The sequence below is a fragment of the Actinoplanes sp. NPDC051346 genome, from assembly GCF_040682215.1.
Classification (GTDB): domain Bacteria; phylum Actinomycetota; class Actinomycetes; order Mycobacteriales; family Micromonosporaceae; genus Actinoplanes.
Map to the genome: position 1 here is coordinate 144,423 of NZ_JBFBAJ010000009.1, position 13,912 is coordinate 158,334.

The 13,912-nt window shown below is 73.0% G+C and carries 11 protein-coding genes; 3 read left to right on the forward strand and 8 right to left on the reverse strand.

The genetic code is table 11. The annotated features are described in order from the left end of the window. Positions 1 to 19 precede the first annotated feature (19 nt). Together AB0M36_RS22965 and AB0M36_RS22970 are read left to right on the forward strand one after the other, a co-directional pair. Positions 20 to 1,201, forward strand: coding sequence for a sensor histidine kinase (locus AB0M36_RS22965; RefSeq protein ID WP_364160664.1), 1,182 nt, complete (start codon positions 20 to 22; stop codon positions 1,199 to 1,201). Beyond that, on the forward strand, positions 1,198 to 1,863 hold the full coding sequence (locus AB0M36_RS22970) for a response regulator transcription factor (protein WP_364160666.1): 666 nt from the start codon (positions 1,198 to 1,200) through the stop codon (positions 1,861 to 1,863). Before AB0M36_RS22965 ends, AB0M36_RS22970 begins: the two co-directional genes overlap by 4 nt. Before the next feature lie 20 nt (positions 1,864 to 1,883). Here the strand turns inward: AB0M36_RS22970 and AB0M36_RS22975 are convergent, their stop codons facing one another. From AB0M36_RS22975 to AB0M36_RS23005, 7 genes are all read right to left on the reverse strand, one after another. Further along, positions 1,884 to 3,077: a Xaa-Pro peptidase family protein gene (locus AB0M36_RS22975; RefSeq protein WP_364160668.1), complete on the reverse strand. Its 1,194-nt coding sequence runs from the start codon at positions 3,075 to 3,077 to the stop codon at positions 1,884 to 1,886. A 25-nt stretch (positions 3,078 to 3,102) separates the two neighbouring features. Next, entirely contained in the window at positions 3,103 to 4,152 is a 1,050-nt protein-coding gene (locus tag AB0M36_RS22980) for a cysteine synthase family protein (protein ID WP_364160670.1), read from the reverse strand. Positions 4,153 to 4,165: 13 nt separating this feature from the next. Beyond that, positions 4,166 to 6,001, reverse strand: a complete 1,836-nt coding sequence (asnB, locus tag AB0M36_RS22985) for an asparagine synthase (glutamine-hydrolyzing) (RefSeq protein ID WP_364160672.1) — start codon at positions 5,999 to 6,001, stop codon at positions 4,166 to 4,168. Positions 6,002 to 6,087: 86 nt separating this feature from the next. Then, the gene (locus AB0M36_RS22990; protein WP_364160674.1) at positions 6,088 to 6,468 is read right to left on the reverse strand and encodes a SchA/CurD-like domain-containing protein; all 381 of its coding nucleotides are present in this window, start codon (positions 6,466 to 6,468) and stop codon (positions 6,088 to 6,090) included. A 43-nt stretch (positions 6,469 to 6,511) separates the two neighbouring features. Next, a complete protein-coding gene (locus AB0M36_RS22995) occupies positions 6,512 to 8,374 on the reverse strand; it encodes an asparagine synthase-related protein (RefSeq protein ID WP_364160676.1) in 1,863 nt (620 codons plus the stop codon). Further along, positions 8,374 to 9,279 carry an NAD(P)-dependent oxidoreductase gene (locus AB0M36_RS23000; RefSeq protein ID WP_364160678.1) on the reverse strand — a complete coding sequence of 302 codons (906 nt, stop codon included), beginning with the start codon at positions 9,277 to 9,279 and terminating at the stop codon, positions 8,374 to 8,376. Before AB0M36_RS23000 ends, AB0M36_RS22995 begins: the two co-directional genes overlap by 1 nt. 18 nt (positions 9,280 to 9,297) lie before the next feature. After that, positions 9,298 to 10,794 (reverse strand): peptide MFS transporter, encoded by a 1,497-nt coding sequence (locus AB0M36_RS23005; protein ID WP_364160680.1) that lies wholly within the window; start codon positions 10,792 to 10,794, stop codon positions 9,298 to 9,300. A gap of 133 nt (positions 10,795 to 10,927) precedes the next feature. Between AB0M36_RS23005 and AB0M36_RS23010 the strand changes: the two genes are divergently transcribed. Continuing rightward, positions 10,928 to 12,487 carry an FAD-dependent oxidoreductase gene (locus AB0M36_RS23010; RefSeq protein WP_364160682.1) on the forward strand — a complete coding sequence of 520 codons (1,560 nt, stop codon included), beginning with the start codon at positions 10,928 to 10,930 and terminating at the stop codon, positions 12,485 to 12,487. Positions 12,488 to 12,554: 67 nt separating this feature from the next. Here AB0M36_RS23010 and accC read toward each other — a convergent pair whose 3' ends face one another. After that, a complete protein-coding gene (accC, locus tag AB0M36_RS23015) occupies positions 12,555 to 13,907 on the reverse strand; it encodes an acetyl-CoA carboxylase biotin carboxylase subunit (RefSeq protein WP_364160684.1) in 1,353 nt (450 codons plus the stop codon). Positions 13,908 to 13,912 lie beyond the last annotated feature (5 nt).

Consider the following 13,912-nt stretch of genomic DNA (forward strand, 5'->3'; position numbering starts at 1 on the left):
TGTGCCTACAGTGGTCGGCATGTGGCGTACCCGGTGGGCGCCGGGGTGGCGGGCCGTGGCCATCCCGGCCCTGGTGCTCATCCTCGACGTCGTCGTCGTGCTGACCAGCGGCGACCGTGACGGCCGGCCGCTCGTGCCGGGCGGCTGGACCCTGATGGTGCTCAGCGCGGTCGCGCTGGTGTGGCGCCAGCGCTATCCGGTGGCCGTGCTGGCGGTCACGAGCGCGACCGGGCTGCTCTACTACCCGCTGGGGTTTCCCGACTCGCCGATCGCCGTGGCGTTCATCATCGCCCTCTACACCGTGGCCCGCGACCGTGGGCGGTGGCTGGCGATCGGCGCCGCGATCTTCCTGGCGATCGCCTTCTCGGTGCTGACCTCGCTCAATCTGAACGGTTCCGGCCGGAACCCGTCGGTGCAGAGCCAGGTCCAGACGGCGGTCGGGGTGGCCGCGATCCTGCTGCTGGCCATCGTCCTGGGCGAGGTCGCGCGCGGCCGGGTGCGGCACGTGGCCCAGGCGGAGCAGCGGGCGGCCCTGGCCGAGGCGACCCGGGAGAGCGAGGCGTCGCGCCGCGCCATGGAGGAACGCCTGCGCATCGCCCGCGACCTGCACGACGTGGTCGCGCACCAGATCTCGCTGATCAACGTGCAGGCGAACGCCGCCCTACACACCCGGTCGCCGGACGGTGCGTTCGAGGCGTTGGAGGCGATCCGCGGCGCCAGCAAGGAAGCCCTGCGCGAGGTGCGGGCGGTGCTGGGCGTGCTGCGCCAGGCCGACGGCGCCGATCCCGTGCGGCCCAGCCCGTCGCTGGCGCGGCTGCCCGAGTTGATCACCCGTACCGAGGCCGCCGGTCTGCCGGTGCGGACCAGCGTGGACGTGCCGACGACGCCGCTGCCCACGGCCGTCGAGCTGGCCGCGTACCGGATCGTGCAGGAGGCGCTGACCAACGCCGTGCGGCACGCGTCGGCGAGCAGCGCGGGCGTGGACATCCGGTGCACCGGCGGGCACGTCGTGGTCACCGTCGATGACGACGGCACCCAGCCGATCGATCCGCGGGCGCTGCGCGACGGCAACGGCCTGCTCGGCATGGCCGAACGGGCCGCCGCGGTCGGCGGCGAGCTGACCGCCGGCCCCCGCCCCGACGGCGGCTTCCGGGTGAAGGCCCGGTTGCCTGTCACCCCCGACGAGAACGGAACCCCATGATCTCCCTTGTCCTGGCCGACGACCAGACGCTCGTCCGGGCGGGTTTCCGCTCGATCCTCGCCGGCGAGCCCGATCTGACCGTGGTCGGCGAGGCCGCCGACGGCGACGAGGCGGTCCGGCTGGCCCGGGAGCTGCGTCCCGACGTCATGCTGATGGACATCCGCATGCCGGGGCTCGACGGCCTCGCGGCCACCCGGCAGATCTGCGCGGACAAGGCCCTCGACGGCGTGAAGGTGGTCATCCTGACCACCTTCGAATCCGATGAGTACGTCTACGGCGCGATCCGCGCGGGAGCGAGCGGTTTCCTGCTCAAGGACACCGAGCCGGTCGAGCTGATCCGGTGCGTGCGGGTGGTGTCCCGAGGCGACGCCCTGCTCGCCCCGTCGGTCACCAGGCGGCTGATCGCCGAGGTGGCGGCACGCCTCACCCCGCCGCCGCCGGCGCCCGAGCTGGCCACGCTGACCGCCCGCGAGGCCGAGATCATGGATCTGGTGGCGCAGGGCCTGTCGAACGAGGAGATCGCCGGCCGGCTGGTGATCAGTCACGCGACGGCGAAGACGCACGTCAGCCGGATCCTCACCAAGCTGGGCCTGCGCGATCGCGCCCAGCTGGTGGTGTGGGCCTACGAATCCGGCAGGGCGCTACCCGGCTGGCTGCCCTAAGTAACGCCCCGGGGTGGGGGTCAGAGGACACCGAGCCCACGGTCCAGGGTGGTGAGCAGCCGGTTCCCGGCGGGCTCCACCACGAACGGGTCCTCCACGTGCACCGCCCCGAAGCCGAACTCGTAGTACGGCGTCTCGGTGTTGACCACCGTGCCCACCTCGATCACGTCCTCGCTGGACGGCGTGACGAGGACGGGTTCGTAGATCTCCACACCGATGCCGTGCCCGACGTGGTGGCGGCGGTAGTGCGGCAGGCCGGCCTGGCGGACGCCCTCGACGGTGATGTCGAACAGCTCCTTGCCGCGCAGACCCGGACGGGCCTCCTCGATCGCGCGCTGTTCACCGGCGAGCACCGCGTCGTAGTAGCGGGCCAGCTTCGCGTCGGGCTCGCCGAGCACGAAGGTGCGGGCCAGGTCCGACCAGTAGCCGTTCAGAACGCAGCCGACGTCGAACCAGATCCCGTCGCCGCGCCGCAGCGGCACGTCCGTCGGGCGCTGCTGGCCGCCGACCGCCGCACGCCCGAACTTGATGAGCGAGAACCGGGGACGGGCGCCGTGCCGGACGACCTCGAGCTCGAACTCGCGGACGAGGTCGCGTTCGGTGGCGCCGGGCCGGGCGACCGCGACGGCCGCCCGGATGCCCGCCTCGGTGGCCGCGGCCGAGGCGGCGATCCGTTCCACCTCGGCCGGGGTCTTCACCTTGCGGACCCAGCGCAGATCCTCGGCGGCGGGCAGGATGCGCGCGCCGGGCAGGGCGTCGCCGAGGGCGGCCAGGAAACCGAACGGCGCGCCCTTCTCGTCGATCCCGATCGAGCCGCCGGCCACCCCCGCCCGGCGCAGCACGTCGGTCAGCGCGTCCAGGGCCGTGGCGGGTGCCGGGCCGAGCACCGACACGTCGTAGAGACGCTGCTCGGCCGGCGTCAGCACGGCGTCGCCGGCCAGTTCCCGGTGGAACGTGCCGAAGCCGACGGCGTCGGCCAGCGGCACCACCGCGTCCAGGAACTGGTCGACGTCGCACCGCGAGGTGAGGAAGTACGGCGTCGCGAGCTGATCGCGGACGACCACCGCCAGACACCGGCCGCCGTGCGGGTGGGTCTGCGCCGGCTGGCTCGCCACCCCGGTCAGGTAGTAGACGTTCTCGAACGTGGTGGCCACGAACGCGTCGAGGCCGGCCTCGTCCATCCGGCGGGCGAGCCGCTCGAGGTGTGCCAGCATGCGGTCCTCCTTGGATCGGTGCGGCTCAGGTCAGGGCCAACAGGTCGGCGAGGGCGGCCGGGGGATGGCTGGGCTCGCGGGCCGCCGCCAGCAGCCCGTCGAGGTCACCGAGGCCGGCCGCGGCGATCCGGGCGGCGAGGCCCTTGGCGCGCAGCCAGCCGTCGTCGAAGGACTCGTCGAGGTAGTTGACCGCGCCGTCCGCGGCGACGACGACGATCCGGCTGCCGGGGTGGTGCTGCGCGTGGTGCAGCGCCGCGAAGACCGCCGCGCCCGCCGACTCCCCCACCATGAGTCCCTCGGTGCGGGCGAGCAGCCGGCTGGTGGCGATGCCCTCGGCGTCGTCGACCAGGTGCACCCGGTCCACCAACGCCATCTCCAGGTTGCCGGGCCGCCAGGCGAGCCCGAGCCCGCGCATGGCGTAGGAGCGGAAAGGGTGGCCGAAGGCGGCCGAGCCCACCGCGTCCACCGCGACCGCGGTGACCTCGGGCAGTTTCTCCTTGACCGTGCGGGCCAGGCCGCTGATGTGCCCGCCCGTGCTCGCCGTGGCCATCAGCACGTCGAACCGCGGCACGTCGTCGAGCAGCTCGCGGGCGGTGTTCTCGGCGTGGGCCCGAGGGTTGTCGGGGTTGTGCATCTGGTTGGGCCAGAAGGCGCCGGGGATGGCGGCGACGAGCTGCTCCACCCGCTCCCGCCTCGGGCGTTGGAATCCGCCGTTCTCGTCGGGCTGCCGGACCATCTCCACCTCGGCGCCGAGGGCGGCGACGAAGTTGAGCATGGAGCGCGGGGCCTTCGGATCGACCACGATGATGACCCGGTAGCCGCTGACCGCGCCGATCAGCGCGAGCGCCTTGCCCATGTTGCCCGACGACGACTCGACGATCGTGCCGCCGGGGCGCAGCCGGCCGTCGCGCTCCGCCGCCGTGATCATCTGCAGGGCCGGGCGGTCCTTGATGCTGCCGGCCGGGTTGAAGGACTCGAGCTTGACGAGGATCTCGGAGCCGTACGAGCGGTCGAGGCATCCCAGCCGGACGACCGGCGTACGCCCGATCGTCTCGAGGATGTTGTCGAAAATCATGGGGAACCGTCCTTCACAGCGCGAGCCGCACGCGGTAGTGGTCGAGCCATTGGTTGAGCTGGATGGTGAGCTCGACGTCCGCCCGGGCCATCCGGTCCTTGGCGAGCCGCGGCAGGTCGCCCGCGAGGTCGGCGGCGCGGTCGAGGTCGATGAGCTCGCGGACCGGCGCCTGGGGATCCGCGACAATGGCCGCGATCTCGCGCTGGAGGCCGGCCGGGTAGTCGGCGTTGTTGCTGACCGGGGAGGCGCTGCGGTGCCGCCGCAGCACAGATTCGGGCAGCAGGTCGGCGACCGCCTGGCGCAGCACCGCCTTCTCGATGTCGCCGGTGTTGTGCATGGCGTTCGGGATGTTGTAGGCGTACTGCACCAGCCGGTGGTAGTTGATCGGCGAGCGCAGTTGCAGCCCGGCGGCCGCGTAGGAACCGGCGTCGATGCTGAACCGGGTGTTCATCAGGTAGGCGATCGTGCGCATCTTGCGCTGCCAGGGGTCCTCCTCCGGCAGGAACTCCACTTCGCCGACGGCGGTCGCGTACTCGTCGGCGTAGTAGGTGGGCAGGTCGAGCGCGGCGAGCGTGCCCGCGTTGAGCAGGCCGGTGCCGAAACCGTGCCGGGAGCCGTGCTTGCGGGCGAGAGCGATCCACGGGAAGGTTCCCGACTCGACCAGGTCGCGGTGGGTATACCAGGTGGCGCCCTGGAAGTACTTGTCGCCGCCGTACCCGGCGAAGACCACCTTGCAGCCCTGCTCGGCGGCGCGGTGCACGGTGAGGTACTGGGCCGTGTCCATGTCGTACTGCCGGGTCGGGAAGTCCTTGGAGCGCAGCATGCCGAGGCGCACGACCGGGTCGAGGATGTCGTTGGTCTCCAGCTCGACCAATGTGTGCCGGGAGCCGATCCGCTCGGCGACCTGCTGGGCGAAGGGTGTGTCGTTCGTGCTGCGCATGACGTCCGCCTGGAACTCGCTGCGCGCGAAGTCGATGGTGAACGTCCGCAACGGGCCGGTGCCACGGCGGCGCAGCTCCTCGGCGGCGAGGGCGGCCACCGAGGACGAGTCGATGCCGCCGGAGAGCATGACGAGCATGCGGGACGGGTCGTCCGCGAGGTTCTGCCGCACGCTGGTGGCGAGCATGTCGCGTACGGTGGCGACGGTGGTCTCGTAGTCGTCGGTGTGCGGCTCGGTGGTGAACTTCCAGTACCGCTCGCGGCGCCATCCCGACCGGTCGAAGCGGGCGATCTCGGCGGCGCCGACCCGGCCGAAGCCGCCGAAGATGCCCCCGTGCGGCAGCGCCTGGGAGATCGCCTCGCGCAGCCCGGCGGCGTCCACCCGGGGATGCACCTCGGGGTGGGCGAGCAGAGCCTTGCGCTCCGAGCCGAACACCAGGCCGGTGGGGGTCTCGACGTAGTAGATGGGCTGTCCGCCGAGGTGGTCGCGCACCAGGACCAGCTCGTCGGTGCGCCCGTCCCAGAGCGCGATGGCGAAGGTGCCGGTCAGCTCCGGCACGAAGGTCGTGCCCCACCGCAGGTACGCCCGCACGAACAGCTCGGCCGTACCCGCCGTGTCGATGCCGGCACCCTCCACCGGGCGCAGCTTGGCCCGCAGGGTGTCCAGGCCGGTGGGCCATCCGGTGACCGCGCCGGCGACCGCCCGGTCGCCGAGGTTGACGACGAAGGGTTGAGCCTCGGCGGGTTCGTCGATGGCGAGCGTCCGGTAGCCGAGCGCGGCGTGCCGGGACACCCACACCGCCTCGGCGTCCGGGCCCCGCTGCGCGAGCGTGGCGGTCATGGTGATGACCGTCGGCCTCTGTCGCTCGAGATCCCGCGCGAAGTCGATCCAGCCTACGAGTCCTGACATGGGCGTTACCTCTCCTCGATGGGTACGGGTGCCACCGTCGCCGGTGGCACTCGAATCCGGGTACAGGGCGGTTCGAAACCGCCGTTTCAGGCGTTCGCCGGCAGGGTGTCGACCGAGAGCTGCGAGATGCAGCGCATGGTGGCGTCGCGGAAGTACGCGCCGAAGCCCTCGGTGGTGGCCGTGTCGCGCTGCTCGGCGAGGAACGGCGCGAGCTTGTCCTCGATGGCGTGCACGCCCTTCTGCGCCGCCATCGTGCGGGCGATGTGCGCGAAGTCGCCCTCGTAGTGGATGACCCGGACCATCACCGTGTCCTTGATGAACACGGCGGTGCCGAGCAGCCTGCCGACCTCGGCGCCGCCCGCGTCGCGGACGGCGGGCGAGCTGACCCGCTGGAAATGGGCGAAGATCTCGGCGATCTCGTCCTCGTGGTCGGGCTTGACGTTGTAGGTGATCGCGGCGTACGGCATGGCTCCTCCATCGGTGGTGTCGCGTGGGTGGGATGCGGATGGTCTAGAGGGCGACCCGGACGCCGTAGCGGCGCAGCCAGGCGTCGAGGGCCAGCACCATCTCGGCGCTGGCGCGGGCGACCCACGCCCGCGGGCCGTGGGCGAGGACGCCCTGATCGGCTTGCAGGGCGCGGATTCCGCCGACGTCCACGAGCGCGGCGGCGGGCGAACTGGAGTCGGCGAGCAGCGCGGCGAGCTCGTCGACCAGCCAGCGCCCGTACGCGGGATCGGTGGTGACCGGGTACGGGCTCGCCGTCCGGTGCCGCACCGAGCGCGGCAGCAGATCCACGACGGCGGCCCGCAGCAGGCTCTTGTCCCGCCCGTCGAAGTTCTTCATCGCCCAGGGCACGTTGTAGACGTACTGGACCAGCCGGTGGTCGCCGAACGGCGTGCGCGCCTGCACCCCGGCCGCCATGGCCTGGGACTCGCGGAGCATCAGCCGGGTCTGGTCCCACCGGGTCAGCCGCAGGTACGCGGTGCGGCGCATCCGGCGGTCCCGCTCGTCCTCGCCGGGCAGGTGCTCCGCGTCGGCGACGGACCGGGCCCACTCGTCGTGGCAGTATCCGTTGAGATCGAGCCTGTCCTGCAGGTCCGGGTCGAGCAGGTCCCCGCCGAAGCCGTGCCGGCCGCCCCGTTGGCGCGCGAGCGCGATCCACGGCAGGGTCTGCCAGTCGGTCGTCGGCGCGTTGCACGCCGCGGCGTGACAGCCGAAGATCGCGTCGGAGAGCTCGTCGAAGAGCGCGCCGCGAACGTGCTGGCCGGCCTCGCGGCAGAGCAGGTACGTCGAGGTGTTCGCGCTGCCGAGCGCGTCGGGCACGTCGCGGGCCCGCAACGCCGCGGCGCGGGCCAGCGGGTCGAGGATGTCCGCGGTGTCGAGCACGACGTCGGTGTTCTCGGCACCCAGCCGGCGCACGACGTCCGCGACGAAGCGGGCGTCCGGGCTCGACCCCGCGTCCTGCGGTGGCACGCGTTCCGACTGCTGGGCGACGGTGACGGTGAACGTCCGCAGCCGGCCGCCGGCGCCGCGGGCCAGCCCCCGGGCGGCCAGGGCGGTCATCGCCGAGGACTCGAGGGTGCCGCTGAGCAGGATGCCGATGTCGTCGCCGCCGGCGAACTGGCCGGCGACGCTGTCCTCCAGCAGCTCCCGAACGGTGGCGACGGTGGTGGCGAGGTCGTCGGTGTGCGCCTCGGTGGTCAGTCTCCAGTATCGGCGGTGCGTCAGGCCGGACCGGCCGTAGCGGACCATCTCCCCGGCGCCTACCTGATGGACCCCGGAGAAGATGCCGTGTCCGGCCGTGCCGGCGCAGGTGAACAGCTGACGCAGCCCGTCGAGGTCGATCTGCGCCTCGACCGCCGGGTGCGCCAGCAGCCCCTTGCGCTCCGAGGCGAAGATGATGCCGCTGTCGGTCAGGTGGTAGTAGAGGGGCTGGTTGCCGAGCCGGTCGCGGACCAGCAGCAACTCTTCCGTGCGCCCGTCCCACACCGCCACCGCGAACCCGCCGGTCAGCCGGGTCACCCCGGCCAGGCCCTCGGCCAGGTACGCGTGCGCGACGAGGCCCGCGACGCCGGTCTCCGGCCCGGGCGCGGCCCAGCGTCCGGCGAGTTGGCCGCGCAGTTCGGAGCCCCCGGTGGGCGCGCCTGTCACGCAGACCGTGACGGGCCCCTCCGCGGTACGCACCGTGTACGGCTGAGGCGAGACGTCTCCGTGAACGGCCAGGCACCGGAAGCCGAACCCGGCGTACGGAGCCACCCACAGCGCCTCGTTGTCGGGGCCGCGCGCGGCGAGAGCGCCCGCCATCGCCCGCAGCACCGGCCGTTCCCGACGCTGGTCGCGGGCGTAGTCCACCCAGCCGACCAGACCCGACATCAGGCCTGACCGTCGTTCCGGGCGCCACCGTCGGTGAGCTGCTGGAGCAGTATGGCCGCCGCGTCGAGGCCGCCGCGCCCGGAGTCGACCAGCGCCTGGTAGCGCCGCTCGGCGGTGGCGATCACGGGCAGCTCCAGGCCGTGCCCGGCCGCGTCGCCGACCGCGAACCGCAGGTCCTTGCCCATGAGCTCGGCCCGGAAGGTGGGCCGGTCGTAGCGCTCCTCACGCATCACGCCGCAGCGGTAGGACATCACCGGGGAGCTGAACGCGCTGTCCGCGATGGTGCGCAGCAGCAGATCCCGGTCGAGTCCGGCCTTCTCGCCGTAGCTGACCGCCTCGGCCAGGGACACCAGCTGGGCGCCGAGCAGAGAGTTCAGGACGAGTTTCATCGTGCTGGCGGTCCCGATCGCGCCGAGCTCGACGAGCTGCCGGCCCAGCGCCACCAGGACCTCGCGGACCCGCGCGACGGTCTCCGGCTCGCCGGCCGCGAACACGCGGGCGTCACCGCCGCGGGCCTGCGCGGGGTTGGCGATCACATTGGCCTCGACCCGGCCGACACCGATCTCGGCGAGCCGCCGGGTGACGTCGCGGGAGAACGCCGGGGTGACCGTCGACGCGTCGATCACCACCGCGCCGGGCTTGAGCGCCTCCGCCAGCCCGTCCGGGCCGAAGAGGACGGCCTCGACGGCCTTCTCGTCGGCGAGGCTGATCAGGGCCACCTCCGCGCCGTCGGCCGCGTCGGCCGGGGTGGCGGCGATCCGCGACGCCACCGGTGCGAAGTCGACGGCCCGGTGTGCCGAGCGGTTCCACACGACGGGCGCCCAGCCCAGTTCGCACAGCCGATGGGCGAGGCCGCCGCCCATGCCGCCCAGGCCGAGGCACGCTACGGTCATCTTCTTTGACATGGCTGACAGCTCCTTAGATCAGTGGGTGGCGGGCGCGGGCGCGTCGCCGACGTGGCGGCGCAACCACCGCAGGGCACCGGCCAGGACGACGCCCACGGCGGTGGCGAGCCCGCCGAAGAGCAGGAAGTAGGCGGGCAGGGAGAGCGACCCGGCGAGCCGGGCGAGCTGGCCGCCGAGCCCGGCGCCGACGGCCGCGAAGAGCCAGAACAGGCCCAGGTACTGGCTGGTGTAGCCGGGCGGCGCGACCTTGACGGCCAGGCTCAGCCCGACGGGCGCCAACGCGAGTTCCCCGCAGACCTGGAGCAGGAAGGCGGTCAGCAGCCAGCCGGGCGACACGTCTCCCCCGGTGGCGAGGCGGGCGGCGACGGCGAGCAGCAGCCAGCTGGCGCCGACGCACACCAGCGCGCCGGCGAACTTCACGGGCACGTCCACCCGGGCGCCGAGCCGCAGCCAGAGGGTGGCGAACATCGGTGCCAGCACGAGGATGAAGAACGGGTGGGCCGACTGGAACCAGCTGACCGGCACCGTCCAGCCGGCGATGTCACGGTCGGTGTGCTGCTGGGCGAACATGGCCAGCACCGAGCCGCCCTGGGCGTAGAGCAGCCAGAAGACCGACGAGCCGGCGAGCAGCACCACGAAGGCGCCGAGGCGGCCGCGGTCCGCGTGCGTCAGGGCCGGGATGCGGCGCAGCGCCAGGATGTAGCCGACCGGCAGGACGAGCAGCAGGAGCCCGGAGGCCATCAGCACGTGTTCGATGTGGATGACACCGGACGCCCCACCCATGACCAGGACGAGTCCCACGACGCCCACGACCGTGCCGGCCCGGCGGCCCAGCACCCGGCGGCGATCGGGCGGCAGCGGCGCCGCCGGTCGCAGGCCGAGGTCGCCGAAGCGGCGGGCCCCGGCGGCGTACACGATCAGGCCGGCGGTCATGCCGACGGCCGCCGCGCCGAAGCCGAGGTGCCAGGCGACCTTCTCCGCGAGCAGCCCGACCACGACGGGCGCCAGCAACGCGCTGAGCTGAATGCTCATGTAGAAGATCGACATCGCGGCCTCGCGCCGCCGGTCGTCGTCGCGGTGCGGGCTGGTCACGAGCGTGGCCATCGCGGGCTTGAGCAGCCCGGTGCCGACGATCACGAGCAGCAGCCCGAGGTAGAGCGACCACCGCGCGGGCAGGCTCAGCACCGCGTGGCCGGCGGCGATGCCGGCACCGCCGTAAACGACCGCGCGGCGGGTGCCGAGCACGCGGTCGGCCAGCCAGCCGCCGGGCAGGGCGGCGAGGAAGACCAGCGACATGTACGTGCCGAACAGGGCCGCGGCGCTGCCGGCCGGCATGCCGAAGCCGCCGTCGGCGACGGGCGCGCTGGCGTACAGATAGAGGATGGCGGTCATCCCGTAGAAGCTGAAGCGCTCCCACATGTCCATCCAGAACAGCGTGCTGAACCACGCCGGTTGGCCCCGGAAGAGCCGTCCGGCCACGCCCGGACGAACCGGACGGTCGAGTACCGACGCCATGCCGCACTCCCCTTCGTGGTGATGTCGGCGAAAGTCTCGGCGGGGCCGGTACAAAACCACTCGAGGGACGGTCGACGGACCTCGTCGAGGAAGCCTTGAGCGGCGCTGGACCCCGACCCGGCACCGTCACGGCATGAGCGACATTTCGAGCAGCACGCCGGCGCAGGGGCCGTCGACCGCTGCGGTGCTGGTGGTCGGCGGTGGGGTCGTGGGCCTCTCCGCCGCTCTCTTCCTGGCCCGGCAGCGGATCCCGACGGTTCTCGTCGAGCGGCACCCCGGCACGTCCATCCATCCACGGGCGTGGGGCTGGTATCCCCGCACCCTCGAGCTGTTCCGCACCGCCGGCCTCGAGGAGGAGGTCCTGCGCGCGGCGGCCGGCTTCGCCGACCATCGCCTCAACGCCAAGGTCGAATCGCTGACCGGACGCGAGCTGCGCCGCAGCGTCCTGCCGGCCGCCGAGGACCTGGGCGACGTGACGCCTAGCCGGCAGATCTCCCTCGGTCAGGACCGGCTGGAGCCCCTGGTCCGGGCGGCGGCCGAGCGCAGCGGCGCCCAGCTGCTGTTCCACACCGAGGCGGTCGACCTGGTCCAGGACGACGACGGCGTCACCGTCACGGTGCGAGACCGTGACACCGGCGCCCTCCGCACCCTGCGCGCGCGGTACGTCATCGCCGCCGACGGCGCCCGCAGCCCCCTGCGGGAGAGGCTCGGGGTGCCGGCACGCGGCCGCGGCGTCTTCCGGCACCAGGTCAGCATCCTGTTCCGGGCGCCGCTGACCGAGGCGCTGGCCGGGCGCCGGTTCTCCATCTGCCAGATCGAGAACCCCGAGGTGAGCGCCATCCTCGGCCACGACGACTCGCTGACCGAGGGCACCCTGATCGTCACCTACAAGCCCGAGGCCGGCGAGTCGGCGAGCGACTTCACCGCCGAGCGCTGCGTGCGACTGGTCCGCGCCGCGGTCGGTACGCCGGAGCTGCCGGTGCACATCCGCGACGTCCTGCCGTGGGACATGGCCGCCCTGGTCGCCGAGCGCTACCGCGCCGGCCGGGTGTTCTTCGCCGGCGACTCCGCCCACGTGGTCCCACCGATCGGCGGGTACGGCGCCAACACCGGCGTGCAAGACGCGCACAACCTGGCGTGGAAGCTGGCGGCGGTGCTCGACGGTCAGGCCGGCCCGGACCTGCTCGACAGCTACGAGCGGGAGCGGCTGCCCATCGCGCTCGGCACCGTGGAGCAGGCCCAGCTCCGGCTGGCGATGCGGGCCGGCTTCGCCACCGACGAGCAGCGGGCGCAGACCCTCGACACCCTCGCCGTGAGCCTCGGCTACCGGTATCCGGGTGCCGAGGGGCCGCTGTTCGCCGACCCCGCCACGCGGACCGGTCAGGTCGGCACCCGGGCGCCGCACGTGTGGCTCGACGCGGCCCGCACGCGGTCCACCCTGGATCTGTTCGGCCCCTGGGTCGTGCTGGCCGCGGACGACCGCTGGTCCGACGCGGCCCGCGCCGCGGCCGAGGAGCTCTCGGTGCCGGTCGCCGCCCACGTGCTGCCGGCCGAGGCCTGGGAGCGGTACGGCGCCACGGCACAGGGTGCGGTGCTGGTGCGTCCGGACGGCTTCGTCGCGTACCGATGGGACGACGTCGCGGAGCCCGGCAAGGAACTGACCGCGGCGCTGCGGACGGCCCTGCACCGCTGATCCTTCCACCGCACGACGAAAAGGTGCCGCTGCCCAGGGCAGCGGCACCTTGTCGCGTCGGCCGACTTCATCGCACGGGCGCCAGCCACTGCTCCAGAAATCCGGTGGTGTGCTCGGCGGCCCGGAAGCCGGGCGCGTCGATCACCCGGGCGAGCAGCTCCGACGTGGTCCGCACGCCGCCGCCGGCGATCTCGAACTCGGCGAGGGCACGCCGCATACGGTCCAGCGCCTGGGTCCGGTCCGGGCCCCACACCACGAGCTTGGCCAGCAGCGAGTCGTAGTACGGCGTGATCCGGTAGCCCGGTGCCGCGTGGGTGTCGACCCGCACGAACGGGCCGGCCGGCGGCGCGAACCGGGTCAGCAGGCCCGGCGTCGGCGCGAAGTCGCGGTCCGGATCCTCGGCATTGATGCGGCACTCCACCGAGACGCCGCGCGGCTCGACGTCGGCCTGGCGGATCGAGAGCGGCCGGCCGGCGGCGACCAGCAGCTGTTCGCGGACGATGTCGACGCCGGTCACCATCTCGGTCACCGGGTGCTCCACCTGGATCCGGCAGTTGATCTCCATGAAGTAGAAGCCCTGATCGTCGACGAGGAACTCGAAGGTGCCCGCGCCGACGTAGCCGATCGCCCGGGCACCGCGCACGGCGGCGTCGGCGACGTCGGCCATCAGCTCCCGGGACAGGCCGGGGGCCGGGGTCTCCTCGATGAGCTTCTGGTGGCGGCGCTGCACCGAGCAGTCCCGCTCGCCCAGGTGCACGACGTTGCCGTAGTTGTCGGCGAGGATCTGCACCTCGACGTGGCGGGCCCGGTCGCAGTAGCGCTCGACGTAGACCCGGCTGTCGCCGAAGACCGCCTGTGCCGTGGCGCGGGTGCGCTGGTACGCCGGCAGCAGGTCGGCCCGCTCGCGCACCACCGCCATGCCCCGCCCCCCACCGCCCGCGGCCGCCTTGATGATGACCGGGAGGCCTAGCCGATCCGCCAGCTCCAACGCCTCGTTGGCGCTGTCGATGGTGCGGGTGCTGCCGGGCAGCAGCGGCAGGCCGGCCGTGGTCATCAGCTCACGGGCCACCGCCTTGTCGCCGAGCTTGGCGATGACGTCCGGCGGCGGCCCGATGAAGACGATGCCGTTGGCGGCGCAGATCTCGGCGAAGTCGGGATCCTCGGACAGGAAACCGTAGCCGGGATGGATGGCCCGCGCGCCGGTCATCGTGGCCGCCTCGATGATCGCGGCCGCCGACAGGTAGCTCTGCCGCGGCGCCGGCGGTCCGATCTGGACGGCCTCGTCGGCCAGCCGCACCACCGCCGAGTCCCGGTCGGCGGTCGAGTGGACGGCCACCGTGCGGATGCCCATCTCCTGGCAGGTACGCACGACGCGCAGCGCGATCTCGCCCCGGTTGGCGATGAGGACCTTGTCGAACATGGCGC

Bases quoted from the DNA above. Each gene is read 5' to 3' on its own strand.
- AB0M36_RS22965 (WP_364160664.1), top strand. From the start codon at position 20: ATGTGGCGTACCCGGTGGGCGCCGGGGTGGCGGGCCGTGGCCATCCCG.
- AB0M36_RS22970 (WP_364160666.1), top strand. From the start codon at position 1,198: ATGATCTCCCTTGTCCTGGCCGACGACCAGACGCTCGTCCGGGCGGGT.
- AB0M36_RS22975 (WP_364160668.1), bottom strand. From the start codon at position 3,077: ATGCTGGCACACCTCGAGCGGCTCGCCCGCCGGATGGACGAGGCCGGC.
- AB0M36_RS22980 (WP_364160670.1), bottom strand. From the start codon at position 4,152: ATGATTTTCGACAACATCCTCGAGACGATCGGGCGTACGCCGGTCGTC.
- asnB (WP_364160672.1), bottom strand. From the start codon at position 6,001: ATGTCAGGACTCGTAGGCTGGATCGACTTCGCGCGGGATCTCGAGCGA.
- AB0M36_RS22990 (WP_364160674.1), bottom strand. From the start codon at position 6,468: ATGCCGTACGCCGCGATCACCTACAACGTCAAGCCCGACCACGAGGAC.
- AB0M36_RS22995 (WP_364160676.1), bottom strand. From the start codon at position 8,374: ATGTCGGGTCTGGTCGGCTGGGTGGACTACGCCCGCGACCAGCGTCGG.
- AB0M36_RS23000 (WP_364160678.1), bottom strand. From the start codon at position 9,279: ATGTCAAAGAAGATGACCGTAGCGTGCCTCGGCCTGGGCGGCATGGGC.
- AB0M36_RS23005 (WP_364160680.1), bottom strand. From the start codon at position 10,794: ATGGCGTCGGTACTCGACCGTCCGGTTCGTCCGGGCGTGGCCGGACGG.
- AB0M36_RS23010 (WP_364160682.1), top strand. From the start codon at position 10,928: ATGAGCGACATTTCGAGCAGCACGCCGGCGCAGGGGCCGTCGACCGCT.
- accC (WP_364160684.1), bottom strand. From the start codon at position 13,907: ATGTTCGACAAGGTCCTCATCGCCAACCGGGGCGAGATCGCGCTGCGC.